The 26,537-nt window shown below is 41.7% G+C and carries 24 protein-coding genes; 8 read left to right on the top strand and 16 right to left on the bottom strand.

From position 1 onward, the window contains the following. Nucleotides 1-190, top strand: a 190-nt coding sequence (locus tag AYJ08_RS24525; protein WP_231929115.1) for a hypothetical protein, incomplete at its 5' end; no start/stop codon positions are given. Between the two features lie 147 nt (nucleotides 191-337). Continuing rightward, complete coding sequence (locus AYJ08_RS14695; RefSeq protein ID WP_031412781.1) at nucleotides 338-946, top strand: acetate uptake transporter; 609 nt, start codon at nucleotides 338-340, stop codon at nucleotides 944-946. Here AYJ08_RS14695 and AYJ08_RS23585 read toward each other — a convergent pair. Next, nucleotides 936-1,106 (bottom strand): hypothetical protein, encoded by a 171-nt coding sequence (locus AYJ08_RS23585; protein WP_157452872.1) that lies wholly within the window; start codon nucleotides 1,104-1,106, stop codon nucleotides 936-938. The two genes, AYJ08_RS14695 and AYJ08_RS23585, sit on opposite strands and share 11 nt — an antisense overlap. Nucleotides 1,107-1,472: 366 nt before the next feature. Here AYJ08_RS23585 and AYJ08_RS14690 point away from each other — a divergent pair, with 366 nt between their 5' ends. Both AYJ08_RS14690 and AYJ08_RS14685 read left to right on the top strand, forming a co-directional pair. Next, on the top strand, nucleotides 1,473-2,387 hold the full coding sequence (locus tag AYJ08_RS14690) for an ABC transporter ATP-binding protein (protein ID WP_064018354.1): 915 nt from the start codon (nucleotides 1,473-1,475) through the stop codon (nucleotides 2,385-2,387). Nucleotides 2,388-2,389: 2 nt separating this feature from the next. Then, the gene (locus AYJ08_RS14685) at nucleotides 2,390-3,169 is read left to right on the top strand and encodes an ABC transporter permease (RefSeq protein WP_064018353.1); all 780 of its coding nucleotides are present in this window, start codon (nucleotides 2,390-2,392) and stop codon (nucleotides 3,167-3,169) included. An 87-nt stretch (nucleotides 3,170-3,256) separates the two neighbouring features. On the opposite strand, the gene AYJ08_RS14680 is transcribed toward AYJ08_RS14685, so the two are convergent. Together AYJ08_RS14680 and AYJ08_RS14675 are read right to left on the bottom strand one after the other, a co-directional pair. Next, nucleotides 3,257-4,927, bottom strand: coding sequence for a glutamine--tRNA ligase/YqeY domain fusion protein (locus tag AYJ08_RS14680; RefSeq protein ID WP_064018352.1), 1,671 nt, complete (start codon nucleotides 4,925-4,927; stop codon nucleotides 3,257-3,259). 176 nt (nucleotides 4,928-5,103) lie between these two features. Further along, nucleotides 5,104-5,904, bottom strand: a complete 801-nt coding sequence (locus tag AYJ08_RS14675) for a TatD family hydrolase (RefSeq protein ID WP_064018351.1) — start codon at nucleotides 5,902-5,904, stop codon at nucleotides 5,104-5,106. Nucleotides 5,905-6,142: 238 nt separating this feature from the next. Between AYJ08_RS14675 and AYJ08_RS14670 the strand changes: the two genes are divergently transcribed. Next, nucleotides 6,143-7,573, top strand: a complete 1,431-nt coding sequence (locus AYJ08_RS14670; RefSeq protein WP_064018350.1) for an alanine/glycine:cation symporter family protein — start codon at nucleotides 6,143-6,145, stop codon at nucleotides 7,571-7,573. An 86-nt stretch (nucleotides 7,574-7,659) separates the two neighbouring features. Here the strand turns inward: AYJ08_RS14670 and rihC are convergent, their stop codons facing one another. The 3 genes from rihC to AYJ08_RS14655 all read right to left on the bottom strand — a co-directional run bounded on the left by rihC (nucleotide 7,660) and on the right by AYJ08_RS14655 (nucleotide 10,775). Beyond that, on the bottom strand, nucleotides 7,660-8,586 hold the full coding sequence (rihC, locus tag AYJ08_RS14665) for a ribonucleoside hydrolase RihC (RefSeq protein WP_064018349.1): 927 nt from the start codon (nucleotides 8,584-8,586) through the stop codon (nucleotides 7,660-7,662). 335 nt (nucleotides 8,587-8,921) lie between these two features. Further along, entirely contained in the window at nucleotides 8,922-9,275 is a 354-nt protein-coding gene (locus AYJ08_RS14660) for an FMN-binding protein (RefSeq protein ID WP_064018348.1), read from the bottom strand. A 33-nt stretch (nucleotides 9,276-9,308) separates the two neighbouring features. After that, the gene (locus AYJ08_RS14655) at nucleotides 9,309-10,775 is read right to left on the bottom strand and encodes a flavocytochrome c (protein ID WP_064018347.1); all 1,467 of its coding nucleotides are present in this window, start codon (nucleotides 10,773-10,775) and stop codon (nucleotides 9,309-9,311) included. Between the two features lie 483 nt (nucleotides 10,776-11,258). Between AYJ08_RS14655 and AYJ08_RS14650 the strand changes: the two genes are divergently transcribed. Then, nucleotides 11,259-12,587 carry an FAD-dependent oxidoreductase gene (locus AYJ08_RS14650; RefSeq protein WP_064018346.1) on the top strand — a complete coding sequence of 443 codons (1,329 nt, stop codon included), beginning with the start codon at nucleotides 11,259-11,261 and terminating at the stop codon, nucleotides 12,585-12,587. Between the two features lie 107 nt (nucleotides 12,588-12,694). Here AYJ08_RS14650 and AYJ08_RS14645 read toward each other — a convergent pair whose 3' ends face one another. From AYJ08_RS14645 to AYJ08_RS14600, 10 genes are all read right to left on the bottom strand, one after another. Beyond that, nucleotides 12,695-13,645, bottom strand: a complete 951-nt coding sequence (locus AYJ08_RS14645) for an aminopeptidase (protein ID WP_064018345.1) — start codon at nucleotides 13,643-13,645, stop codon at nucleotides 12,695-12,697. A 171-nt stretch (nucleotides 13,646-13,816) separates the two neighbouring features. Further along, nucleotides 13,817-14,356: a flavin reductase family protein gene (locus AYJ08_RS14640; protein ID WP_082890970.1), complete on the bottom strand. Its 540-nt coding sequence runs from the start codon at nucleotides 14,354-14,356 to the stop codon at nucleotides 13,817-13,819. Between the two features lie 147 nt (nucleotides 14,357-14,503). Next, complete coding sequence (locus tag AYJ08_RS14635; RefSeq protein ID WP_064018344.1) at nucleotides 14,504-15,928, bottom strand: amino acid permease; 1,425 nt, start codon at nucleotides 15,926-15,928, stop codon at nucleotides 14,504-14,506. Between the two features lie 272 nt (nucleotides 15,929-16,200). Continuing rightward, complete coding sequence (locus AYJ08_RS14630; protein ID WP_064018343.1) at nucleotides 16,201-16,944, bottom strand: glycerophosphodiester phosphodiesterase; 744 nt, start codon at nucleotides 16,942-16,944, stop codon at nucleotides 16,201-16,203. Nucleotides 16,945-16,957: 13 nt separating this feature from the next. Then, on the bottom strand, nucleotides 16,958-18,274 hold the full coding sequence (locus tag AYJ08_RS14625; protein ID WP_082890969.1) for an ABC transporter substrate-binding protein: 1,317 nt from the start codon (nucleotides 18,272-18,274) through the stop codon (nucleotides 16,958-16,960). Between the two features lie 24 nt (nucleotides 18,275-18,298). Then, complete coding sequence (locus AYJ08_RS14620; RefSeq protein WP_483295079.1) at nucleotides 18,299-19,084, bottom strand: carbohydrate ABC transporter permease; 786 nt, start codon at nucleotides 19,082-19,084, stop codon at nucleotides 18,299-18,301. 56 nt (nucleotides 19,085-19,140) lie between these two features. Next, entirely contained in the window at nucleotides 19,141-20,091 is a 951-nt protein-coding gene (locus AYJ08_RS14615; RefSeq protein WP_064018341.1) for a carbohydrate ABC transporter permease, read from the bottom strand. After that, entirely contained in the window at nucleotides 20,092-21,177 is a 1,086-nt protein-coding gene (locus tag AYJ08_RS14610) for an ABC transporter ATP-binding protein (protein WP_064018340.1), read from the bottom strand. 1 nt (nucleotide 21,178) lies between these two features. Then, the gene (locus AYJ08_RS14605) at nucleotides 21,179-21,895 is read right to left on the bottom strand and encodes an HAD family hydrolase (protein ID WP_064018339.1); all 717 of its coding nucleotides are present in this window, start codon (nucleotides 21,893-21,895) and stop codon (nucleotides 21,179-21,181) included. Then, complete coding sequence (locus AYJ08_RS14600; RefSeq protein WP_064018338.1) at nucleotides 21,867-22,472, bottom strand: glycerol-3-phosphate responsive antiterminator; 606 nt, start codon at nucleotides 22,470-22,472, stop codon at nucleotides 21,867-21,869. Before AYJ08_RS14600 ends, AYJ08_RS14605 begins: the two co-directional genes overlap by 29 nt. Nucleotides 22,473-23,030: 558 nt before the next feature. Here AYJ08_RS14600 and AYJ08_RS14595 point away from each other — a divergent pair. Both AYJ08_RS14595 and AYJ08_RS14590 read left to right on the top strand, forming a co-directional pair. After that, a complete protein-coding gene (locus AYJ08_RS14595) occupies nucleotides 23,031-25,085 on the top strand; it encodes a methyl-accepting chemotaxis protein (RefSeq protein WP_231929114.1) in 2,055 nt (684 codons plus the stop codon). Between the two features lie 111 nt (nucleotides 25,086-25,196). Further along, nucleotides 25,197-26,507 (top strand): HAD family hydrolase, encoded by a 1,311-nt coding sequence (locus AYJ08_RS14590; RefSeq protein WP_031412759.1) that lies wholly within the window; start codon nucleotides 25,197-25,199, stop codon nucleotides 26,505-26,507. Nucleotides 26,508-26,537 lie beyond the last annotated feature (30 nt).

Here is a 26,537-nt window from a genome sequence, read left to right as displayed (position 1 = left end):
TCCAGTCGCTCTAGTCATTATAGCGATTCCAATGATTCCAGCTATTTCAGCAGTTGTTTTGAATCCAGCACTAGTAAAACATGCACTGAGGAGTAGTCCATCTTCTTTATCTAAAAAAGCAGGCCTGACAATCAACAGGGCTGCTTTCTTTGTGTTTGATTCCTATATGGAACATAGCTTTTCCAAATAAAAAAAGGCGTTTGTTGTTTTTTGAATATAACAAATATAGCGATGTAACACATTTGTTAGAATTTACAATAGCAAATTCCCCTATCCTTGCCTTAGAATAAGTAAGTATTTTTTCGTAGCAAGATATATAGGGAGGAAACACACTAGGATGAATACTCAATCCGTGAAGATTACCAACTGCGATCCATCAGCATTAGGTTTGTTTGGATTAGCGATGGTAACATTGGTAGCTTCTATGCAAAAACTTGGCTTCACTGAAGGCCTATCCATGGTAATACCGTGGGCTATTTTCTTAGGAGCATTTGCACAGTTATTTGCTTGCATCAATGATTCGAAACGCAATAATATTTTTGGTACTACGGCTTTCGGCGCTTTTGCTTTTTTCTGGTTTGCTATGGCATTATCTTGGATGATTCAGATGGGGGTTTTCGGGGCGGAAATGGCTGCCAAGGTAGATGGAAAACATCTAGGGTTTGCTTTCCTTGGATATCTCATCTTTAGCATATTCATGACAATTGGTGCCACTGAAACAAATAAAGTCCTGTTCATCATCTTTGTTTTCATTGATTTCTTATTTATTGGACTTACTTTCAGTAGTCTTGGCATCGCTAAAGGTCCAATGCATACTCTTGCTGGAGTATCAGAGCTACTTATTTCTATATCATCATTCTATGGTTCTGCTGCTTGTGTACTTAATGCACATTTTGGTCGTGAATTCCTACCAGTCGGCAAACCAATGGGCATCTTTAAAAAGTAAAGAACTGGTTACTTCGTTCTATATAGCCGCTTGCGTACCTGCGCAGGCGGCTTTTTACATGCAATTCCCCTTTTAGAATAGAGTTCAAAGGCGACTTGATTAGGCATCTCAACCGTTTCGTTACAATGCCCCCATGACCAATAAAAGAGAAATCCGACACGTGTTACACCTCCCCTTTCCCTGTGAAAGAAAAAAACACGAAGCTCCGTAATCCTCCCTTGCCGATAATAACTACTTCCCCTGTTGATCTAGAGGGCATGTCCTGATGGTCGTCTACACTCCATCTTACTTTTCTAATTTTGCGTCTAACCTTAATCTAGTTTTAACAATTCTCAGATAAAATCAAACTTAATAAAAACGCCTTTGAAATGGTAACATTCACTTATTTAAGGTAAGTTTAAGAGTAGGTTAAGTCCAATGAAAGGTTTTTCAACTATAATAGTCTAGTAAAAGCAAAAAAAGGATGTTCTATGTCTATTTCTTTTGGTAATAGAAATGAATATTAACAAATGTGGGAGGAAAATGAATGTCTAACCAACCAGTGGTGAAATTAGAAAACGTGACAAAAAGAGTCGCGGGGAAAACACTTGTTAGAGACCTGACGTTCTCCGTACAACGTGGAGAGGTATATGGTTTTCTTGGTCCCAATGGTTCTGGTAAAACTACCACCATTCGCATGATTGTTGGCCTCTCTTCCATTACGGAAGGCGAAATATATGTGGAAGGTTACAATATAAAAAAGGATCGGTCAAAAGCAATGGCTCATGTCGGTGCTATTGTGGAGAATCCTGAACTATATGGCTATATGACCGGGATGCAGAACATGATCCACTTTGCCCGGATGGCTGTTCAGCCAGTATCGAAGGAACGCATTCATCAAATTATTGACCTTGTTGAGCTGACAGGTGCTATCAATCAAAAGGTAAAAACCTATTCTCTAGGGATGCGTCAGCGCTTAGGAATTGCTCAAGCTCTGCTACACAATCCGTCCATTTTGATTCTAGATGAACCAACAAACGGCCTTGACCCGGCAGGGATTCGCCAGCTCCGCGACTATCTGCGAGAGTTAGCCAAACGTGAAAATATCGCCATTCTAGTCTCCAGTCACCTACTCTCTGAAGTAGAGCTTATGTGTGACCGGGCTCTTGTAATCCAAGAAGGTCGATTTATTGAAGAAATGATTGTTAACAATCAGGCGACAGAGGTTAAAGGACTGTCTGTTGAATTTGAAGTAGAAAGCAGTCAGCAAGCAGTAGACGTTTTACACGATTGGACATTTGAGGTAATGAGCGACAAGCTTCTTCTGCTTCAGATCGAAAAATCGGACATTCCGGTAATTGTACAACGCTTAGTAGAGAGCAATTGCCCTATCTATCAGATTAAAATTAGAACCAAGTCGCTGGAAGATCGCTTCTTAGCCCTGACAAAAGGAGGAAAATAGCGATGAAATTTTTCCATCTCATACAAAATGAAATCATGAAGCTCAATGCGAAAAGACAAACCGTGCTATTCTTCTCTTTACTGGCCGTTCTTGTTTTATTAGCAGGACTTATAGGTAAATTTTATGCGACAGACATGACCTCTGGCATTGGCTATGCTGGATTCTCGGTCTTCATGCAATTTGGTCTTGGCTTTTTAATTACTCTATTTGGCCTTGTTATAGGTGCCCAAATCCTGACGGACGAATATAAAGAAGGCACTATTAAACAGCTATTGATTCGTCCTAGCAGCCGTACAACCATTTTACTTTCTAAATATGTGACCGTTCTTATCATGTTAGTTGCTGCTACTTTATTTTTGATGCTATTTAGCAGTTTGGTAGGAGTAGTCTTTTTCGGAACAGAATCAATGGCCGGTTTGGATTTCATAAAATTACTACAAGCCTATTTTTACCACATTCCAGCATTATTCTTTTTAGCTACACTATCCTTTTTCACTGCAACTATATTTAAGACAAATGCACTTGCGATTAGTGTAGCCATCATTGCATACTTTTCCGGTTCCATCGTTAGTATGTTTACCAAGAAATATGTATGGGGTAAGTTTGTGATTTTCAATCATCTGGACTTACAAGCGTATTCTGACAATCCGTGGGTCTCTCACTTGTCTGTACCTGCCTATCCCGATTTAGGCATCTGGTTCTCCTTGATGATAATCGCTATTTATATTGCCCTGATGGTTTTTTTATCAATCCTGATCTTCAAAAACCGGGATGTGCAATAAGCCTTTCAAAATAAATCGTACAAGATACAAAAAGCTGGCTCTTCGAACGGAAGAACCAGCTTTTTTGATCATCTTGATCGGGTTTGCTTATTTTTTCGTTGGGTCAAATGAACTTTTCAGTGACACAATCAAGTTAAATACCAGTTTATCAGCGGTTGTGTGCTTCGGATCAACATTGAAATACCCATGGCGGAAAAATTGGAATTTATCTTGCGGCTTTGCCTCTGCCATGTTCGGCTCTACAAATCCTTGTAGAATCTCTAACGATGACGGATTTATATAATCAAGGAAGGTTTTGCCCTCTTCTTCCTCTTCATCTAAAATCAATGGTTCATAGAGACGGAACTCAGCAGGAATAGCATGCGTTGCATCTACCCAGTGAAGCGTCCCTTTTACCTTGCGTCCTGTAAAACCAGAGCCACTCTTTGTTTCAGGATCATAGGTGCAGTGAAGCTCTACAACATTGCCGTTCTCATCCTTAATGACCTCGTTGCATTTAATGAAATAAGCATGCTTGAGTCGAACTTCATTTCCCGGGAATAGTCGGAAATACTTACTTGGTGGGTTTTCCATGAAATCATCTTGCTCTACATAAATTTCACGAGTAAACGGAATCAAGCGAGAGCCCATCTCTGGGTTTTCCGGATTAATTTCAGCTTCGAGCCACTCCACTTGTCCCTCTGGATAGTTCGTGATTACCACTTTAAGCGGTTTTACTACTCCCATTGTGCGTGGTGCTTTCAGCTTTAGATCTTCACGAATAAAATGATCCAGCATCTTAGAATCTACTACGCTGTAGCTGCGAGCAACACCAATCTCTCTAGCAAAGGTTCGGATAGATTCCGGAGTAAATCCTCTGCGGCGTAATCCTGAGATCGTTGGCATTCGCGGATCATCCCATCCATCCACAATGTTTTCATCAACGAGCTGTTTTAATTTGCGCTTGCTCATTACTGTTTGCGTTAGATTCAAACGTGCAAATTCGTATTGGTGCGGTACATGCTTCATTTCTGTCTCAGCGACCACCCAGTCATACAAAGGGCGATGGTCTTCAAACTCAAGAGTACAGATAGAGTGCGTAACCCCTTCAATTGCATCCTCTAATGGATGAGCATAGTCATACATCGGGTAAATGCACCAGGTATCACCCGTGTTATGGTGAGTAGCGTGCGAGATACGGTAAAGAACCGGGTCACGCATGTTCATGTTCGGGGAAGTCATGTCAATCTTGGCGCGCAACACCTTTTCTCCATCGGCAAATTCACCCCTGCGCATGCGCTCGAACAAATCCAGATTCTCCTCGATACTGCGATTGCGATGCGGGCTTTCCTTGCCTGGCTGTGTTAATGTACCGCGATATTCTCTCATTTGCTCCGCGGACAGATCACACACATACGCTTTCCCCTTTTTAATCAGCAATACAGCTCGTTCATACATTTCCTCGAAATAATTAGATGCAAAATACAGCTCATTCCACTCAAAACCGAGCCACTTTACATCTTCCTTGATGGATTCTACATATTCCTGATCCTCTTTCGTAGGATTCGTGTCATCAAAACGTAAAAATGCTTTTCCGTTAAATTCTTTCGCCAACTCAAAGTTTAAGCAAATAGATTTGGCATGTCCTATATGCAAGTAGCCGTTTGGTTCTGGAGGAAACCTTGTCACGACCTCATCTACTTTTTTTGATTCAAGATCATCAATAATTATGTTACGAATGAAATTTGATGATGCCGAAGTGTTTTCCACTAAAATCAACCTTTCTCCACCAAGTTAACGTGTACCTTGTACCATTTTGTATAAGTAAAATAATACAGTTTACTACTTTTTAGTTCAACCTACCTTCGCTTATAAGCCAATCTTTTTTAGTTTAGCCGTAAACAGGAAAAAACTACACCTGCTTCTGACCAAATGATATGACAGAAACAAGAATCTTATATCTTGTAAAAACGCTTTGTATTTTGATACAGGATAGAGGCTGTCTCCTCAACTGATAGACCTTTTAAACGGGCAATAGCTTGACAGCTCTCCTTCATCATAGCGGGATGGGTAAGCTGGCCCGTAAACGGTCCCTCAAACGGCCAGGGGCCATCTGTCTCTATCATTATTTGTTCCAAGGGGTATTGTAGAATCAGTTGCTGGATCTCGTCCTCATAGACAACATCTGGTGTAACAGAAATATAGTAGCCACTCCTGCTCATTCTTAAAGTGGCAGCCTTACTGCCTTTAAACCAATGAAAGTGCGCTTTCGTCACATTATGTTTTTCGAGCAGCTCACAAGCTATTTCGGCATCCTCATAAACAGCGTGTAGGATAATCGGTTTATCATAGCGACTAGCTGTCATAATAAAACGTTCCAGTAAGTGAATATATGGCTCTTGGCTAAAATCCTGTCCATTCCTGCTGGCCTCTAATTGAGTATAGTAAGGCAAACCTACCTCCCCAATCGCTACCATCTCCGTTTGGTGCTGGTCGATCCAATCAAACAATTGCTGTATTTCGGCTTCCCCAGGCAATTTTTGTTCAGGATGAAAACCGTATGCTACGTTAACCTGCCCGGGATAGCGCTGTAACCAGTCCCGATTTGCAAGACATGATGATAGATTCATAGAAACAGAAATCACCTTTTCAATCCCGTATGACTGACACTCAGCTATGATCCGCTGGGCATCATCAGGTTGATACGAATCTACATGTATATGCGCATCAATCATAGGATAGGAACCATTTGGCAAGAGAATTCCTCCTTTATCGGCTCTTGATCTTTTTCATTGTAGCAATTTTTTACACATTCCTGCTAAAACAAAAATATGTAGGAAAAATCCTATAACAACAGCGTTCTAAGTTTTTATATATAATTCATAATTTTTCACAAAAGTAAATAATCAGCTTTTACTAATTTTATTTACGCGTATATATGTTAAAATAGATAAAATATGTTAGGAAGGTTATGGAGAAAGGAGGCTCTTTCATTTGACATCATTAGAAAGAGTATTATCTGTTAGCAATGATTTCCTATGGACTTACATTCTCATTTTCATTCTCATTGCAGTCGGAATTTATTTTACGATTCGTACCCGATTTGTGCAGATTCGCCTAGTTGGTGAAATGTTTAGACTGCTCGGTGATGGTGCTAATCGTAATTCACAGGAGAAAAAAGGGGTTTCTTCTTTCCAAGCCTTTTGTATGAGTGCAGCCTCCCGTGTGGGAACGGGAAATTTAGCTGGGGTAGCTATTGCCATCGCAGTTGGTGGGCCTGGAGCAGTCTTCTGGATGTGGATGCTGGCTACAGTCGGAGCGGCTTCAAGTTTCGTAGAATGCACACTTGCGCAGATTTATAAAGTACATGATAAGCATGGATTTAGAGGCGGTCCTGCTTATTACATGGAGAAAGCTTTAAATCAGCGCTGGATGGGTATTACCTTCGCTGTTCTAATTACGCTTTGCTTCGGGTTTGTCTTTAACGCCGTACAGGCTAATACCATTACGGCAGCTATGCAAACGGCCTTCGGGGTAGATAAAGTGACAATGGGTATCATTTTATGTATCCTCACTGCTATTGTTGTATTTGGTGGAGTAAAACGCGTAGCGGCTATCTCAAAATGGATTGTACCGATCATGGCAACTCTTTATATTGCCACTGCCTTATTTGTCATGCTTATGAATTATCAGCACATTCCTGCTGTCTTCATGAGCATAGTAAGTCATGCGTTTGGTCTGCAAGAAGCATTTGGTGGCGGTATTGGTATGGCTCTTAGCATGGGAATCAAGCGTGGACTATTCTCCAACGAAGCTGGGATGGGTAGCGCTCCTAATGCAGCAGCTACTGCTGATATTACGCATCCTGTTAAACAAGGCTTGCTACAAACGCTGGGAGTATATGTAGATACTTTGTTGGTATGTAGTGCGACAGCGTTTATTATTCTTACATCTGGCATTTATGTGGATAGCGGTATGGGTGGAATTGAATTGACGCAAGCGGCGCTAAGCACTCAGCTCGGCTACTGGGCTGTTTACTTTATTGCCGTAATTGTTTTCTTTTTTGCGTATAGTTCCATTGTTGGTAACTACTATTATGGTGAGACTAACATCGATTTTATTCGCAGTGACTCTCGCACGTGGGTGCTTCTCTATCGACTTTGCGTTATTGGAATGGTAATGTTTGGATCTCTAGCACAAAACGATATCGTCTGGACATTAGCTGATTTATTTATGGGTATGATGGCACTCCTTAACCTGATTGCTATTTTCCTACTTGGAAAATATGCATTTGCTGCTCTGACCGATTATGTTCAACAGCGAAAAGCAGGCCAAGACCCAGTCTTTTATTCAGACTCTATCCCAGGTCTAGTTAATACAGAATGCTGGGAACGTGATCCTAATAAAGTAAAAGAGGTCTCCTAGCAATAAGAATTGAAAAACATGAGAATATACACAAGAAGAGGATACTACAGGCAGTAGTGTCCTCTTCTTTTTACTTATTTATCTTTTTACAAAACATTAGGGTTAGTAAATATTTCCATAAACCACTGGCGGAATTCCTCTACACGAATCTCCAAGCATACTTTTGCATTCGCTTGCTTTTGATAATAGCTCTTCAGATCAACGATAGTCGCCCCAGCAGTACAGCTCCCATTAACTTCTACATCTACAAAGCATTCCTTTGTGACAAAAAGCTCAGGCTTTACTAAATAAGCAATAGCGCAGAGATCATGCATATGTAATCCAGTCGCTAAGCTACCGCCACGATAATGCTGAAATAATCCATAGAGCATTTCCCCTGTTCGATTCATCTCTTTTAAAGCTTCTACGTTTTCCTTCGTTAAAGTAGCTAGGCTTGTGACATCCAAACCACACATTGTAATATCAAGCCCCGACTGTAACACTATCTTCGCTGCTTCCGGGTCAACAAACATATTAAACTCTGCCGCAGGAGAGTGATTGCCGCGTGAAGCTGAACCACCCATGAAGACAATTCTTTTGATATTTTGCTTACATTCTGGATAAACAGATAATAGGAGAGCAATGTTGGTCAAAGGACCAATAGGAACTAACGTAATAGGTTCCTTACTGCTCAAAATGGTTTCACGCATTGCCTCAATAGCGTGAATACCAAGGGGCTCCTTCTTTGGATGAGGAAAATCATATCCATCTAGTCCAGAGTTGCCATGGATATGACTAGAGTCCTCTAGTGTCCGTAATAGAGGCTTGATTGCCCCTTGTGCAACCGGTACATCACTGTGAAAGAATTCGAGGAGCTTTAAGGCATTATTGGTAGTCTTATCGCATGACACATTGCCAGCAACTGTGGTGATTAATTTCACATCTATCTGATCATGAAATAGAGCTGCTGCAATTGCCACTGCATCGTCTATTCCCGGATCGGTATCAATGATAATGTGGTGTATTGGTTCCATCTCGATCGTCCTTTCTTATCCATTATGTAACCGTTTACCCATCTTATTGTAAGGATGGGCTAGCTAGTTCGTCAATTACAAGGGAAAACTAGATACGACTAGACCAGCACTGCGAGAGTTGTATTTTCATAAAGAAAAGCCGCTCCCTACAGGAACGGCCTTACATACTTCTATATTCTTCGTAAGAGTTTTACTCCAAAAAAACTCTTATTTGAGTAACGAAATGTAATAATGCTCCGAACAGATAAGGTCAATCGTGCTGATCTGATAACTCACTAGTTCATACCGGCTACTGCTACTGGTCTAATCCTTCTCTTATCTTTTGTCTTTCTATTTTACTTTTTCGCTTTTTCCAAGGCTTGATTAACAGCCTCTTTTACAGCACTACTAGATTTAGATGCACCAGAGATAGCCTCTACACCCTCTGTTCCTTGTTTTTCAATGATCTCGGGGATCGTGTTCTCCATAACAGCTTCAATCAGATTTTGGGTTTCTTCATGCTCTAGGATCTTAATGCCGTCGATTTTGCCTGCCTTCACTTCTACAGACACTTTGATATCGCTACTAGCACCGCGAGCCACACCTTCATATGCGCCGTCCTTAAATTTACCGGTATCAGTCGCTCCACAACCAACCAGCACCATCGCCGCCATCGCTAGCATAGCTACTAGATAAAATAGTTTTTTCATAATCATTCTCTCCTCAATTTCTTGCTTTCAAGATTACTTCGCGGCCTTTGCTGCATTTTGTCCTGCAATGCGACCAAATGTTACGATATCAGCCATGGCATTACCACCTAGGCGGTTACCGCCATGTACGCCGCCTGTAACTTCTCCGGCTGCATAAAGACCTTTGATGACTTGGCCTTCTTTATTCATGACTTCTGCATTGGTATTGATTTGTAGGCCACCCATAGTGTGATGAACCGCAGGAGTTACTTGAATGGCATAAACCTTTCCTTGGTTTAACTGAAGAGGTAGGTCATCACGCTTAAATTCCTTATCTTGTTTCGCTGCTACCGCATCATTATATGTTTTTACACTTTTCGTCATAGCGTCTTTATCTACACCGATCTTATCAGCCAGTTCTTCGACAGAATCAGCTTCTGTTACTAGCTGCATGTTGAAGTACTCTTCTACCGCTTTTAGACCTTTTCTTAATCCGTCATCAAAGAACAGGTAAGCAACACCATCTTTTTGATCCAAAATACCTTTAGACACTACGTCACGAGTTAATAGCTCATTGATGAAACGTTTACCGTCTTTATTGATTAGGATAGCTCCATTTCCGCGAACAGCTTCTGTTACCATCACACCTTTTTCAGGAACAACCGTTGGGTGTGTTTGAATTTCAGCCATATCAACTAAATTGGCACCAACGCTTTCTCCTAACGTAATCCCTTCACCCAATGCTCCTGGATGATTCGTTGTCGCAAAGCCTTTTAGCTCTGGTTTATAAGAAATAACCATCTCCTGATTAGCTGAAAAACCGCCTGTAGCTAAAATGACCGCCTTTGCATTAATCGTGTAAGCCTTACCATCTTTATTCTCGGCTTTTACACCAACAATATTGCCCTGTTGATCTTTGATAATTGCGACCGCTTTATTTTTTACACGGACATCAACATTTTGTTCTTTTACTTTATTCTTTAAAGTAGATATAACATTAGAGCCTACAGCCGCTCCGCCAGTCGGACGATGAATACGGCTTACACTTGCTCCACCCGCACGACCAACGTCAGATAAATCAGCACCCATTGATTCTAGCCAAACCACAGAATCTTTCGCTTGCGTAGTCAGAATTTTTACCAGCTCAGGGTTATTCTTATTGTGTCCGCCCTTCATTGTATCTTGGTAAAACAGCTCTTGGCTGTCTTCAATTCCTTTTTTCTTTTGTGCTTCCGTTCCCGCTGCATTTAAACCGCCAGTAGCGCGAGTTGTGTTGCCTCCGACCATCGGCATTTTTTCCAGTACGATTACCTTGGCACCAGCATTTGTGGCTTCTACCGCGGCTGATAGACCTGCACCGCCTGCACCAATTACTACGATATCCGTACTTTCATCCTGAGGAGTAGCTGTCTCGGTTGTAGTCTTGCCTTCCGTTGCACCCGGAGTCGTTGAACTCCCGCATCCAGACAGCACAGGAACTGCCAAAAATGCAGCCATCATAAGAGACATCCATTTCTTCATGTTGAATCCTCCCTTTTTTCTACCACTTGATAAATGGATATTCAGTACCTTTTTCTTCTCTTTTTTATATGAAAGCAATAACGTTATCCTTCGATGGTAGTATAAACAGTAGATGTTCTAATGTATGTGAATAATTTCACACTATATTTTTTTGTGATGACCATCCCTGCGTCCTTCTTTCCTCGTTTTTTTCAAATGTAAGGTATTTTCTGTAATAATCAGACAAGCGCCTCATCTGGATTCAAAATAACTTTACCTGCTTTTATTCTCGTATGTATGCGGTTCTTACCCTGTTTGTAGCAGATCGGGCGTAGTGTAAAAAAGCAACGGTTGTGAATGTGATAACATTCACAAAACGTTCACTGTCATCTTGACTAATACGCTCCTATAATAAACAGCATAAACACTATTACAACAGTGTTTATCGTACAAAAGAGAAATAACAGACTTGCACATAAATCCTAACTGCTTGGAGGACTAGCTATGAGAATTGCTGTTATTGGATGCACACATGCCGGAACTGCCGCTATTGTTACTGCTGCTAAGTTATATCCAGATGCTCACATTACCGTTTATGAACGAAATGATAATATCTCTTTTCTTTCTTGCGGTATTGCCTTGTATGTAGGTGGTGTAGTGAAAGACCCGCAAGGCTTGTTCTACTCTTCCCCAGAGAAATTAGCTGAGCTTGGCGTGGTTACGAATATGCGCCACGATGTTATCTCAATTGATACAGATCACAAAACATTGGTCGTTCGCAATTTAAATACAAATGAAGAGATCATAGATTCCTATGATAAATTAATCGTTACTACTGGTTCTTGGCCAATCATGCCTAACTTAGCAGGAATTGAGCTAGACAATATCGTACTGTCCAAGAATTTTAACCACTCCAATACCATTATTGAAAAGGCAAAAACAGCTAAAAATGTGGTGGTCGTTGGGGCTGGATACATTGGGATTGAATTAGTCGAGGCCTTTGAAATGAATGGCAAGCAGGTGACGCTCATTGATAGTGCTGATCGGATTCTAAACCGTTACCTTGATGAAGAATTTACTCACGTTACTGAAAAAAAATTACAGGATCATGGTGTTACACTTGCTCTAGGCCAAACTGTTACGAAATTTGAAGGCATGGACGGTCAAGTGACAAAGGTCATCACCACAAAAGGCGAATACGAGGCTGACTTGGTGATTCTATGCATTGGCTTTCGTCCAAATACAGGCTTGCTTGCAGGACAAGTCGATATGTTAAGTAACGGAGCCATTATCGTAAATGAATACATGCAAACTAGCAAAACGGATGTGTATGCTGCTGGAGACAGTTGTGCGATTCGCTACAATCCTACCGGGCAACACACCTATATTCCCCTCGCCACTAATGCTGTGCGTATGGGTACACTAGTTGCTAAGAATCTAGTGACTCCTACCATGGCTTATATGGGCACACAAGGAACATCCGGGATTAAAATTTATGATTATAACATCGCTTCTACTGGAGTAACAGAAGGGGCAGCTTCAGACTTAGCTATCAATGTGAAAACTGTCACAATCGAAGACAGCTATCGACCAGAATTCATGCCAGAGCATGAAAAGGTCTTATTAAAAGTAGTCTTTGAAGAGACTTCTCGCCGCATTGTCGGAGCCCAAATCATGTCCAAGGCTGATTTAACGCAATCCATGAATACCTTATCTGTCTGCATCCAAAATCATATGACAATCGATCAGCTTGCCTTTGTCGATTTCTTCTTCCAACCGCATTACAACAAGCCTTGGAACTTCTTAAATCAGGCTGGCTTGCAAGCAATGTAGAAACAATAGATTCAACAGCTTGGTACGCCTATTTGGCAAATCAATAGGTGATCAGCAAAAAGAGCGTCAGCCTAGCTAACGCTCTTTTTCTCTCTTGCTTTTTCAACCTACACGCCAAGCAAGGCTCCCTGTTCCATTACTTTCTTCTCATCTAAATAGAAGTCTGGCTCCATTACAACACAATCAATATGTACACCTGCTGAGATGACTCCCCCAAATGTATTGTTGCTTCCAAACGCTACATGAATTGTGCTGTATACCTTTTCATCCTCTAAGACAACCCCTGTAATACGAGCCTTATCATTCGTCCCTACTCCAAACTCGGCTAATAATCGGCCATCTCCATCACCCAGCAATTCCAAAAGCTGTTTTCCGCTTGGTCCTTCTGCAAAGACAATGCGTCCTTTATCAATGGTAAGCAAGACAGGCTCTGTTAATTTTCCAATCCCAGCAATGGAACCATCTACAAGGATTTGCCCGGTAGCTGTTCCCTCTAGAGGAGCAATATAAGCTTCTCCAGACGGCAGATTGCCCGATTCTCCGGGATTCACATACACACCGGTGCTGGGAATCCCTTTTCTTTGCTCAATGGAAAAGCTTAGGGAATAACCCGCTTTGTCAATTCTTACTTGCTTAGCTTCTGTCAGCATGCTAGCTACTTCTTCAGTCAGCTCTTTTACTTTTGCATAATCGGCCGCAATAGCGCCTGCCATGAACATATCCTCTGTTATCCCTGGCATCGTAGCCACCCTAGCTCCTGCTGCTACCGCATTTTTTCTAGCATGCGTATGAGTGAGCGAATGCTTGGTAATCCCAATCACTACGTCAGCCTTCGTCATAGCGATCGCTACGGCTTCAGGAGGCTCCTCCCCCGATTTGGTACGCTCCTGCATAACCATGAGTAAGGCTTGGGCTCCTAGACTTCTTCCTGCCTCATAGAGAGCCTCCGCTAGGTTTTTCTTGGAGTCATCCGTTACAACTAAAAGAGTTTCACCAGCTTTTACTCCCAACGAGCTTTGCAGCACACTTTTACTAATTTCAATGATGGATTGTTGCATATGAACCACCTTTCTCCTAGCGTCTTAGAAATTTGATTTACACATTCCGAAATATACTTTACCATGATCACCTTACATAGGCACATCTTGAATCGATCCGCCCTACTGTCGTATTCCGCGACAAATACCGTATATCTTTCACATCTGTCGTGGAATTTGCCCCTCTGTTTCCTAGCAATGAATGATCTCACCGATATAACAATAATACGGATCATCTGCAATCACATGCTCCTGCCTAATCTCTTCGGACAGGACAGGTGCAGTAATTTCTTGAGCCACGATCACCTTACATTCATAATAACGCTCACAGTTGCCGATCACAGGTGTATCAATAACCTGAGAGTCTGCAAGGGTTAATTGGCATGCAGAGATTTTATCCACCGTACGACCGGATTGTGTTCCACAGGCAAAGAGCTTTTCTCCCATATCATCTGAAAAAGGAACACTAACTGTAAACTCCTGAGAAGCCTGTAAAAGCTGGGTGGTATGCCTACTTTTACGCACCATCACGGTCAGCGTGGGTTTTCCGAATAGAAAACCAATGCTGCCCCAAGCAATTGTCATCGTGTTGATCTCTTCTCCCGCCTTGGTTGTTAGAAAAGCCCCTCTTCGATGCAGCCAGTCTGTTGCAAGCTCCATTTGCTCTAAAAAAGCCACGGGCATTTGATTTTTCGGCTCATGATCTTCTCTATTCCTTAGCTGTTGCTCCATCAAAAACACCCTTTCGATGTTTATCCTCCCTTTCATTGTACTGAGGATTTCCCCCTTGTCCTTCTCTCTTTTTGACAAAAGCATGACGCACTTTTACAGCAAAAAATCCACCCCATGGATAAACACAGGATGGATTCTCCCTTACGCTTACTTATTATTTGTCAGTTTAGCAATCGACGGCAGGATCAGACCCAAACCTAACAACACGAACGGAGTCGCGATATTAAGTGTAATTTGGAAGTACCATTCTGATGTAAACGCAGGTACTTTCGGGAACATCCCCATCAAGCAGGCAAAGGCAGTGAAGACAAAACACCAACCACCAATCAGCAGGCCAAACTTATTATTTTTCACAAATTGATATTCAGACGTAAATTTATCCGCCATTTTCATAACAGCAATGTATGCGGCGAATACCCATAAGTAACGAAGCGGCATAACCACAGAGTTTAAGTCTAACAACCAGTTAAACAATGTATTAATATTACCGATACCGAGAGCTGGTACGATGATGAGAATACCTACTAGAATCGCAGTCAAGATATAACCATTAGTAGGGGTACCCTTGTCATTGCTTTTCAAAAGCTTTCTTGGAATGTATTTTTCATCAGCATCTAATAATAATACCTTCAATGGCGCATCAATCGAGAATGCCAATGCTGAAATTTGAGCCAAGGTATTAGAAATCGCATACAAAATTAAGAACGTGTTACCAATTCCATAGTAGTTGCCCAGCATTTGGAACGCGTAATATTGACCATTCATTTTTAAGTCAGCAGGAATGTTATTCGCATCAAACATAATCCCCATAGCATACGAGCCTAAGAGCGCACAGACAGCTACCATGATCGCTAGAATCAACATCCCTCTTGGGAACTCACGAGTCGGGTTATTCGTGAAGTTGACATACGGTGCGATCTTCTCTGCCCCGCCTACCGCAAAGACCAGCATGGATAAGGTAGTAAAATAAGCAAAATTAAATTCAGGAATGAATGTGCTGACCGTCATATTGGTTGTTGCAACACTTACACCTGTGAGTGCTGGTGCAGTAACAGCTAGCAAAATGTACAACAAGGACATCACAAATACAGAAATACCGGCAACTGTCCCAATTCGCTTTAAGGACGAAATACCTTTAGAAGCAATCCATACAAAGAGTAAAAAGATAACTAAACAAGCTAATTGAATGACCAATGTAGAATATTGGTCAAGTACCTTACCACTGCCTGTAAATGTCCAGCCTAGTGCAATCAAGATAGCCTGAGGTTTTTGTGCTAGATATGGAATGTGAACAGCCCAGTAGGTCCATGCTGCCAAATAGGCAATATTAGGCCCCATCGTTTCTTTAATCCAGGTACTGACACCACCCTTACCATCTTTAAAGGTAGAACCTAATTGACCCACCATTAAGGCATAAGGAATAAAATATAAGGCAATTATCAAAACCCAAGAGGTAATGACTTGTAATCCTTGGTTGGCATAGTTATTAACAACGTTGCCAAAGCCCCAAACTGCTACAAACGCCATTAACGCAATATTATACCATCGGAGTTTTTTCTCATCCGCTCCCATAATAAAGAATTTCTCCTTCCTAAAATGAAAAAATATACAGAGAATTAATATTTCCCCTTGTAAATTATATAGGAGGACTTGAGCTATTCCTATAACGAAATCAAAATATTTTTGTCTTTTTATTAATAGTTAAAAAATCTAAAATATAATCATGAAGCATAAAAATTACCATTACCAAATAAAGCGTTTTTATAAATATCTATCAAAAAAATAAAAAGAGCAGTTACATTGCTTACATGTAACTGCTCTTCTTGGTTAAACCTTCTATTTTTTTACCCCGACTCTTTTCGTTCAGCATGCCAAGAAAGCATTCGGTCAGGATGATTGGTGCAAATATACAGATTGGGATGCCATTCGCCTATTCGCTTCATCTCATGTTCATCATCAATCGTCCAAGCAAATATCTCGTAGTCTTGCTCCAGCATCATGTGAACAAAATCTTTTGTCAGATAAGGATAGGCCATGGACAGAATGGCTGCTCCTGTTTCCTCTAGCTGTTCGCGTAACAGAACTGGTTGGCCCGCTATAATTAATCCCGTTTTCATCGAGGGTTGTAGTCCTTTGACCTTTTTTATGATTTCGTGATCAAAAGAGGTGAGACAAACCTGTGAATGAAGCTCATATGCTTCTACCAGCTCCACGACCTTTTCCGCTAGACGCGGATATAGATTGCCTGCTGTCTTTAGCTCTACATTAAGGCGACAAGTATGCTGTGAAACAGCTTGAAACAATTCCTCTAAGGCAGGGATGGTTTCATCAGAAAATTCCTCTGCAAACCAGCTTCCTGCACTCCACTGACGCAATTGCTCAAATGTATGATCTTTGACTAGCCCTGATCCGTTTGTGGTGCGTTCTAGCGTAAAATCATGAATGAGCACAGGAATCTCATCCTTGGATAGCTGTACATCTACCTCAATTGCCTGAATACCCGGTTCTGCTAAGGCAAGCTTAATAGCTGCCATCGTATTTTCAGGTGCCCTCCCTGACCAGCCTCGGTGTGCCATGCAATAGCTCATATGAGATTCCCCCCTATTTCTTCAACAATTTTTGCCCCTTTTCCACAGCTTTTGATAGTGCCTCGTCAATACTAGCCTGACCTAAAATTACACGCTGAATTTCCGTCATAATGACTTCCTGCAGCTCTTTATAGCCCGGTACCATTGGGCGTGGCTTACCATACTCTAACTGCTTCACAGCTACTTGGAAGTTCGGATCCTGTTCATACACTTTTTTCATCTCATCTGATTGAATTGCCTCTGATGTGACTGGCATGTATCCTGTTTCCGCTGACCATACACTGGTTTGCGGCGTATCAGTAATCCACTTCACGAACTCCCACGCCGCCTTCTTTTCCTTTTCAGATGATTTTTGTAGAATTACTAGATTTGCTCCGCCTGCTGGTACTCCGAAATCCTTATTAGCAGGCAAGAAGGCCGTTCCTACATCAAACTTGGCTTTTTCCCGCATGCCCTTCAGCTCACCGGTGGTTGTAAAGATCATCCCTACTTGCTGATTTAAGAAATCCTGCGCGGCTACATCCCATGCATTGTACTTCTCACCTGGAGGAGCTTTCATGATTCCTTCTTGTAACATGCTCATCCAAAATTCCAACGGCGCTTTACCTGCCTCTGTATGAATCATTAAGCTCTTGCCGTCCTCACTTAATATTTGTCCGCCGCTCTCAAATACCAGTGCTTCATAGAACCAAATATCGATGGGCGTAGAAAATCCGTATCTTTTCGTTTTTCCGCCTTCCTTTTTTGTGAGCTTTTGAGAAAAATGGCGTAATTCCTCCCAGGTTTTTGGCCCATTTGGATCAAGTCCTTCTTTCTTCAATAAATCGCGATTGAGATATAGCAAAGGAGTGGAACGATTAAAGGGAACGGCATATAATTTCTCCTTCCAATAGGAGTTGCCCATAAGACCAGGATTGTATTTCTTCTCTTCTCCAGCGGCATGCGGACCTAGGTCCTCTAACACCCTCGCATCCGCAAAGGCTCCAATGGAAGCAATCTCAACCATCGTAACATCAGGCTGATTCCCGGCTGTGACCGCTGACAGCACCTTAGTATGATTCTCGTAGTAGCTTCCTTGATAAGAGGGCTTCACCACAATATCCTTATGCGTTTGATTAAATTCCTTTACAAGCTTTTGAACCATTTCCCCATTATGACCGCCTACTGCATACCAGAAATCAATCTCAACAGGCTGGGTAGATGCTGTTGCTTCCTGACTTGCTGCTGTCCCCTGTTCAGTAGTTCCTGCTGCCTGCTGCTGAGCACATCCCGCTAGCATTCCTGACAAGCCTACTGTACACATTAGAATAGATAAGCCCCACTTTTTCACGTTCTTGCCCTCCTTGACATTACGTTATTTGGATTGATACACAAACGCGCTAATAATATGGCGCTGAGCAAAAAAGAAAATCAGCAGTATCGGGAACACCAAAATCATATTCCCCGCCATAACCACATTCCACTGACTGCCTCCGTCAGCCGCTTTAAGCATGGAAATTCCTATCGGTAATGTGCGCACCTCGTTACTATTGGTCATGATGAGCGGCCAAAAGTAATCATTCCAGTGATAAATGAAGCTAAATAGTCCAAATGTGACCAACACATGCTTTGCCATAGGAGCCATAATGGTCCACATGATTTTCCACTCAGATGCATGATCCAACCGTGCCGCCTCAATTACCTCGTCTGGTACCTGCATAAAGGCCTGACGTAATAAAAAAATACCGAAGGCACTCGCTCCATAAGGTAATATCAATGACCATAAGGTGTTCACGAGCCCCCAATTGCTCATCTCCACGTAGATCGGCAGAAAGATGACCTGAGGCGGAATCATCAGAGCGATTAAGGTGACGCCAAACAAAAAATTTCTTCCCCGAAAGCGATACCTTGCAAATGCATAGGCAGCAGGTACAGTCGTTAAGATTTGAAGAAATAAAATACCAACCGCTACCAGCAGGCTGTTTAGTAAATAAGTAAAGAATGGCCCCGAGTTCCAAGCGATTACAAAGTTCTGAAACTGCAAAGACTCAGGCCACCAGGTAGGCGGAAATTGAAAGACCTCCGGCAATGTTTTAAAAGCAGTCAATGCCATCCATAGAAAAGGAAAGACAAAGATGAGCGATACGGCTAGTAATAGCATCCATTCAAGCGCTTGAAGCGAAAGGTATCCTACTTGCTTCACTTGTCATCTCTCCTTTAGCGATAGTGAACACGTTTTTCCATAAATAAAAAGTGTAGAAGAGTGACCACTCCAATGAGTCCCAATAGTAAAACAGACGCGGCCGAAGCAATCCCCCCATTGTAGAAATCCATTCCCTGTTCATAGATATAGAAAACAAGCATATTTGTGCTATCAACAGGACCTCCCTGCGTCATGATATAAATCGTGTCAAAAACTTGAAAGGAGGAGATGATGTTAATGACCGTTAGAAAAAATAAAGTGGGGGACAGCATCGGCAGCGTAATTTTGCGCAGCGTTTTCCATTTACTTGCCTGATCTAAACTGGCCGCCTCGTAGAGATCTTTCGGTATGCTTTGCAGTCCCGCAATAAAAACTAGCGTGTTATAGCCTACACCCTTCCAAACACTGACTAGAATGAGTGAAATCAGCGCACTTTTGGTATCACTAAGCCATGTATAAGCAGGTAATCCGATGAATTCCAAAAGAGCGTTCAATAAACCGTATTGCGGGTCCATAAGCCACATCCAAAGCATGGACACTGACACCAGAGAAATGATATGCGGGCTAAAAACCGCGGCTTGCATGATTCCATAAATTTTAGCTGTTCGATTTAGCCAAAGAGCCAGAAAAAAGGCTAGCAAAATACTGATAGACACCGTACCAATCGTGAACACAATCGTATTGAGAAACACGAGATGAAAATCTGGTTCTTGGAATAGATCTCGAAAGTTAGCAAAGCCTACCCATTCGATCTCACCCAAATTCAACAGCGACCAATCATGAAAGCTAAGATAAATCATGTAACCGATCGGAAATAAGAAAAACAGCGTAAAAAACAACAAAGCAGGAGTAATGTATGCATAAGGACGCACATGTTCCAAAAATTTCGTTTTCATCATCTGTTCCCGAGACCAGACCGATGGAGTAGGCAGCGATTTGGTTTCTGGTGTAGCCACCTTTTCCATTTAAACCAATCCTCCTGCGATCGCAGATTTTTGATAAGGAGGGTGAGGAGGATTCTTACGCATTCCTGTAGCTGGATCAAAGAAATACAGGTGTTCAGGAAGCACGGATACGATAACATCGGCCCCTGGGGAAAGAAGCTGGTCTGCCTCCTTTTTGACTACGATCTGATCTGAATCTGTCTGTACGTAATACAATACATCGGAGCCAAGAATTTCTCGGGAGATAATACGGCCTCTACTAGAAAAATCCGAACTAGATGATTGCGGCATATGTTCATGTTGTACCAGTCCTTGCTCTGTCCTTATCATCCCTTTTTCCGGGCGAAAACCTACTATGAATCCTGCGTGATCCCTCTGATGACAAATATTCATGGAAGGGGAACCGATAAACTGGGCAACAAATAGATTTTCCGGCTCATGGTAGAGCTTGATCGGAGAGGCCACCTGCTTAATTTCTCCTTCATTCATGACCACGATTTGATCGCCCATCGTCATTGCTTCTACCTGATCATGCGTCACATAGATGAATGTAGTTCCTAGCTGTTTATGCAAGCTGGTTAATTCTACACGCATCTGATTCCGCAATTTCGCATCAAGATTAGATAAGGGCTCATCCATGAGAAACACCTTTGGCTTTTTCACCATGGCTCTGGCTAAAGCCACACGCTGGCGCTGACCTCCTGATAATTGGGCCGGCTTACGATGCAAGTAATCCTGAAGCCCTACGATTTCCGCGATTTCCTCGACCAGTCTCTTGCATTCCTTTTTCGAAATGCCTCGGTTTCTTAATCCAAAGCCAATATTGTCAAAGACTGTCATCGTGGGGTACAGCGCGTAGTTTTGAAACACCATGGCTAAATCTCGTTTACCGGGTGGTACATCGTTCACCTTTTGCTTACCTATCCAAATTTCGCCTTTGGTCACGGTCTCAAGCCCAGCTATCATTCGTAACGTAGTTGATTTTCCACAGCCTGATGGACCAACAAGAACGGTAAAGGAGCCCTCCGGAATCACCAAATCCATACCCTTTACCACTTGTTGATGCTGATAGGACTTCACTACCTGCTTCAGCACAACTTCTGCCACTCTACTCACCCTTTCCTTGTACACTGGCTAACAGCAGTTCATCGACAAGCATATGGAATGTTTTAAATCGATAATGAGGTTCCTCTTTGATTCGTTGATCTGCTCCGTACCACTCCAACAACACGCTGCGCACACCTGCCGCACGAGCGGATAACAGATCATACCTGCTGTCACCAATCATGAGTGTCTCTTCAGGGACGGTCCCTAGGATTGCCATCGCCTTCTGTATCGGCTCAGGAGAAGGCTTGCCAAGCACCACATCATCTAGCGTGACCACTGTGTCCATTAGATGCAGAATCGCCGCCATTTCCAGGTCTTGCAAAGCAAGCTCACGTTGTTTATTGGTGACAACAGCAAGCTGAAATCCTCGTTTTTTGAGTGCCTCTATCCCTTCTCTCACAAATGGAAACAACTGCACCTGTCTGTTGTGACGTTCCATGTACGTAAAGTAATCCTTGCAATATGCTGTGCGATCCCAATGCCTTACTTTGAATTGGTCAGGCAGTTCAAGCCTTTGTACCTGCTGCTCGTTGATTCTTGCTTCAACGGCATGTAAAAATTCCTCCAAGGCTTCGCCAAACCGATCTGTTATTTCCCCTCTGGTAAACAAGCCGGGGCAATGCTCTTCTATCGTGCAGTAAACCGCATCTATCACACCCTCCCTGCTATCCAGCAAGGTACCATCTAAATCAAATAGAAGCGTGCTGCAAGTGTTCATTCCCCATATTCTCCTTCCACAACTGATGTTTTCCTACAGATACAGCAATAGCGCCGTGCGAAAGAGCAGTCACCATTTGCTCCCGCCTCTTGATCAGCCCGCCTGCAATAATTGGCTGTTGAAGCGAATTGCGGTACTCAATGATATACTCCGGCAGCAAGGCAGGCATGATCTCCACCGCATCCGGTTGAGTTTCCTGAATAGATTGAATTCCAGACTTGAGCGAATCGCTGTCAACTAAGAACAAACGTTGGATCGTAAGCATGCCATGCTTTTTTGCTAATTTAATCAACGTATTACGCGTTGCAACAATGCCTGTTGGCTTCACATTCTCGCCTACATAGGCCATGCCTTCCCGGTCGTAGCTAATGCCACCAATGCGCTCTAGGTGAAGAAAAACTGGAATCTGGTGCGATTTAAACAGATCAACGTATCGTTTCATTGTGTTTAGATTCCCGATTGACAGCACTACAGCACTGATGGGAGCCTCCAATGCACGTTCCAGCGATTTTGGCTGCTTAATGGATGCAATGATTTTGTGCCTTGCTAATCTGGCGTAAAACTCCGCTTGATTCATGTCTGCTATTCGCCTCCTGTTTAAAAAACAAAAAACCTCAAATAGAACCTGCCAATCCACTTTCTTTTAAAAAAGTTTTTGGTAATTTCTATTGAGGTTTCTCCCCAGCTCCAACCTTTTCACTATCTACTTGTTAGTTGTATCGTACCTTTTGTTTTTTAATATGCTGTGTAGGTCCTGTTAAGTTTAGAACAGCATTTTGTTAAGAAAAAGAATTTTATCACCATTGATTACCATATTTATCCTGAAAATATGTATTAAAATGATAATTTTTTTGTGAAAATAAAGTTTAAATTTCGCGTAAAAACGCTCGAAAAACCTCCTATTTTTACTCGAGTAAGCTCAATAGAATACCTTAAATATCATGTTTTTAAAATTTCACAGAAATATCATAAATTTTCAACGAATATTTAACATGATTATGTACCTTCGAAATAATCCTTCATTTTATTCCCGATTTATCCGATTAATTAATAGAACAGAAATAAAATTCCGCCTCTATTTCCTTTTATTTGGAAAAAGTTGATAGGGGTTACTTGCATGTGGGAGGGAACGCCTTTGTTTCATACAATAAAAGCCAAGTTAATCATTGCATTTGTCTTATGCATCACGATCCCGATTGCCCTTATTAGTAGCATTGTGTACTTGGATATGAAAAGACAGATTCATCAGGATTTCTTGGATGCTAATACCAAGGAAGTAGCCCAAGTGGATAATGGCGTATCTATTTATTTTAATTCCATTCGTGAAAACGTACTCATGCTTGCAAACTCTGCGCTGTTGAAGAGAACAGATGCATCGATCAAGTCATATAAGAACGAAACTGGGACAGTTAAAATAGATGCTATGGCAAATGGTGGTTTAGAAGCAGAACTGGCCCAAGAGTTTAAACGCTATATTCAAGCCCATCCCAACACTTCATCGTTATTTATAGGCACTGAGTCTAGCGGTTATACACAGTATCCTGCCAAAAATATGAGCTCACATTATGACCCGCGTGACCGTCCTTGGTATACAGATGCTATGAAAGAACCAGGCAAGGCCGTAATCACTGCTCCTTATATCTTGACAGGAACAGATACTATTGCAGTCAGTATCGTTACACAGCTTCGCGATATGACGGGAAAAGCAGTAGGGGTTTTTGGCATTGATACAAACCTACTGAATTTAACCGAAGTCTTGAAGGAAATGAAAATTGGAGAAACCGGTTATGTTATGATGATTTCCGCTGAGGGTACTGTACTTGCCAACCCTCAATATCCGGATATGATCTCCAAAAACGTAAAAGATTTGGATAATAAAACATTAGCCCAACTAAGTGAAATGTCGTCAGGTCAACTGGAAGTCGTTATGGAAAATCAAAATTATTTAACGAACGTCTATACCTCGCCAAAAACTGGTTGGAAATATATTTCATTTATTGAACAAAGCGAGCTTAATGGCAGCATTGATCATATCTTCTTCCTTATTTTGATCATGAGTGTAATTTTGGGCGTAATTGCTTTGGTTGCATCTATTATTCTAGCTGGTAAGTTCTCTAAGCCAATCATTACCTTAATTGGTCACATGCGAGAGATTGGAGAAGGTGATTTAACCAAGGAAGTACAGCCTCATTTACTTCAACGTAAGGATGAGTTAGGTACTCTGGCTAATTCTCTGCAATCCATGCAATTGTCTATCAAGTATCTGATTTCAGAGATTGTATCCGCATCCAAAAAACTGGTAGCGTCCTCAGAGCAGGTATCCGCTCATGTGGAGAGTAATATAATTGCTATCGATAAGATTGCTGAGAACGTAAAAGAAGTAGCAAGCGGAGCAGATAATCAGCTCATGCGTACAGAGGAAAGTGCTAAAGGCATGGAGGAAATGGCACTGGGTATTCAACGAATCGCGGAATCCACCTCCTCTATTGCAGAGTTTTCGCTTGATACAACACAAGAAGCTGAGAATGGTAACCAAACCGTACAGCACGCTGTTCAGCAAATGAGCAACATTGGTGTATCTGTTGAACATTCTCTCTCTGTTGTGAAGGTCCTACAGGATCGTTCTAACGAGATTGTAAAAATTGTAGATATGATTACCGACATCTCCTCCCAAACCAACCTTCTTGCTCTAAATGCAAGCATAGAGGCTGCTCGTGCGGGAGAACATGGTAGAGGTTTTGCTGTTGTTGCGGATGAAGTAAGAAAGCTTGCCGAACAATCTTCAGAATCTGCTGGTAAGATTGCTAGCTTAATCAATGAAGTACACGGAGAAACCAATCGTGCCATGGATTCTATGAATGATGTAAACCATAGCGTCTCGAACGGTGTTCAATTGGTACAGGATTCCGGTGAAGCATTCCAACGCATCCTTCAACAAATCAAAAATATAACTGAGCAAATCCATGATAACTCTGCCATTTCAGAGGAAATGTCTGCTGCCAGTGAAGAGATTGCATCTTCTGTAGATGAGACAGCACATATCGCTAAGCTTTCGGCTGACTACATGCAAAACGTGTCTGCATCCTCTGAGTCCCAGGTAACTGCAATGCTGGCTCTTCAAGGATCATCTGAGGAACTACGTCAAATATCTCAGGAATTAACGAGCTTAATTGACCGTTTCCGGGTATAACAGCATATTTATACTCTCTATTTAGCAAGACTTCCATCGCAAATAATCGGGAGTATCCATGATATTCCCGATTGTTTATAAGAAAACTCACATCATAAAGGAGAGAAAATCATGAAAAAAACAAACGTATTGCTAAGTGTTGGACTATCTCTATCACTTATGCTAGGTGCAGCACCAGCATTCGCAGCTCCACTATCAACAGCTTCTGCTACACAAATTGCTCAACAGCAATTACAACTGCTTGATAAAGGTAAATGGGCTGAAAAAACTCACGCTGCTGTTCAAAAAATGATCGACCAATATGGCGTGAAAAGTCCTAATTACAAAGCAGATAAAAAACCTTATGCTGTTTTTGACTGGGATAACACTAGCATCATGCACGATACGCAAGAAGCGCTTCTTATTTATCAAATCAATCACTTGATCTTCAAATTAACACCAGAAGAATTTGCAAAAGTATTGGTTATGAACGTTCCAAAAGGTCCTTTTGCTGACAAATACAAAACAGTAGATGGCAAAGCGATCACAATGGAAAATGTTTCCGCTGATATCATTTCTGACTACAAATTCTTGTATGAAAACTATAAAGGTTTCAAAGGTAAAAAATCCCTAGAGGAAGTTACTAAGTCTGACCAATTCATCGACTTCCGTACAAAAATGTACTTCTTGTACGAAGCGATCAACGGTTCTCATGGTAGCGATGTAGGTTATCCTTGGGTTCTTTACTTCTTAACTAACATGAGCGTTGATGAAGTTCATGAGTTGGCTGAACGTTCCAATGACTACGGTCTTGGTGACTCTATCCGCAAAATCAACTATACAAGCCCTAAAACACTGAGCGGTAAAGCTGGCGTAATCAGCGTTACATATACATCCGGTCTTCGTCTATCTCCAGAGGTTGCTACCATGATGAATACCTTCCGTTCCAATGGAATTGATGTTTATGTAGTATCTGCTTCTATGAAAGAAGTAGTAGAAGTATTTGCATCAAATCCTAAGTATGGCTATAACATTCCAAAAGAAAACGTAATCGGTATGGAATTGGAAAAAGACGCAAAAGGCGTTATGCAACCCGTATACAAAAAGAACTGGTACAAAACCGTTTATGGCGGAAAAACAGAAGTAATTAAAGCGGAAATTGCTAAAAAACACGGTGGAAACGGTCCTCTATTCATTGGCGGCGACAGCAACGGTGACTACGAAATGATGACTCAATTCCCTGATACAAAATTAGTTCTAATTCTTAATCTTCTAAAAGAAGGAAATATTGGTAAAGTTACCAAACAAGCTGTAGATGAAATGAACAGACCAAACCCTAAATACGTGCTACAAGGTCGCGATGAAAACACAGGTATGTGGATTCCTACTGAATCAACAATTCTAGTAGGTAAAACAAAAGCTGAGCTACTTCCAAACAAGTAAGCAAACATGATTACTGTGAGATATGATTCA

The sequence above is a fragment of the Brevibacillus sp. SKDU10 genome (genome assembly GCF_001645205.1).
GTDB lineage: Bacteria > Bacillota > Bacilli > Brevibacillales > Brevibacillaceae > Brevibacillus_B > Brevibacillus_B halotolerans.
Note: the sequence above shows the minus strand (reverse complement) of the source record. Positions and strands in the feature narration are given on the sequence as shown.

What these genes read in the sequence shown, in the direction of transcription:
- AYJ08_RS14695 (WP_031412781.1), top strand. Translation starts at nt 338, where the DNA reads ATGAATACTCAATCCGTGAAGATTACCAACTGCGATCCATCAGCATTA.
- AYJ08_RS14620 (WP_483295079.1), bottom strand. Translation starts at nt 19,084, where the DNA reads ATGCTATTACTAGCCGTATCGCTCATCTTTGTCTTTCCTTTTCTATGG.
- AYJ08_RS14635 (WP_064018344.1), bottom strand. Translation starts at nt 15,928, where the DNA reads ATGGGAGCGGATGAGAAAAAACTCCGATGGTATAATATTGCGTTAATG.
- AYJ08_RS14590 (WP_031412759.1), top strand. Translation starts at nt 25,197, where the DNA reads ATGAAAAAAACAAACGTATTGCTAAGTGTTGGACTATCTCTATCACTT.
- AYJ08_RS14600 (WP_064018338.1), bottom strand. Translation starts at nt 22,472, where the DNA reads ATGAATCAAGCGGAGTTTTACGCCAGATTAGCAAGGCACAAAATCATT.
- AYJ08_RS14685 (WP_064018353.1), top strand. Translation starts at nt 2,390, where the DNA reads ATGAAATTTTTCCATCTCATACAAAATGAAATCATGAAGCTCAATGCG.
- AYJ08_RS14605 (WP_064018339.1), bottom strand. Translation starts at nt 21,895, where the DNA reads ATGAACACTTGCAGCACGCTTCTATTTGATTTAGATGGTACCTTGCTG.
- AYJ08_RS14650 (WP_064018346.1), top strand. Translation starts at nt 11,259, where the DNA reads ATGAGAATTGCTGTTATTGGATGCACACATGCCGGAACTGCCGCTATT.
- AYJ08_RS14690 (WP_064018354.1), top strand. Translation starts at nt 1,473, where the DNA reads ATGTCTAACCAACCAGTGGTGAAATTAGAAAACGTGACAAAAAGAGTC.
- AYJ08_RS14640 (WP_082890970.1), bottom strand. Translation starts at nt 14,356, where the DNA reads ATGGAGCAACAGCTAAGGAATAGAGAAGATCATGAGCCGAAAAATCAA.
- rihC (WP_064018349.1), bottom strand. Translation starts at nt 8,586, where the DNA reads ATGGAACCAATACACCACATTATCATTGATACCGATCCGGGAATAGAC.
- AYJ08_RS14645 (WP_064018345.1), bottom strand. Translation starts at nt 13,645, where the DNA reads ATGCAACAATCCATCATTGAAATTAGTAAAAGTGTGCTGCAAAGCTCG.
- AYJ08_RS14655 (WP_064018347.1), bottom strand. Translation starts at nt 10,775, where the DNA reads ATGAAGAAATGGATGTCTCTTATGATGGCTGCATTTTTGGCAGTTCCT.
- AYJ08_RS14615 (WP_064018341.1), bottom strand. Translation starts at nt 20,091, where the DNA reads ATGGAAAAGGTGGCTACACCAGAAACCAAATCGCTGCCTACTCCATCG.
- AYJ08_RS14630 (WP_064018343.1), bottom strand. Translation starts at nt 16,944, where the DNA reads ATGAGCTATTGCATGGCACACCGAGGCTGGTCAGGGAGGGCACCTGAA.
- AYJ08_RS14660 (WP_064018348.1), bottom strand. Translation starts at nt 9,275, where the DNA reads ATGAAAAAACTATTTTATCTAGTAGCTATGCTAGCGATGGCGGCGATG.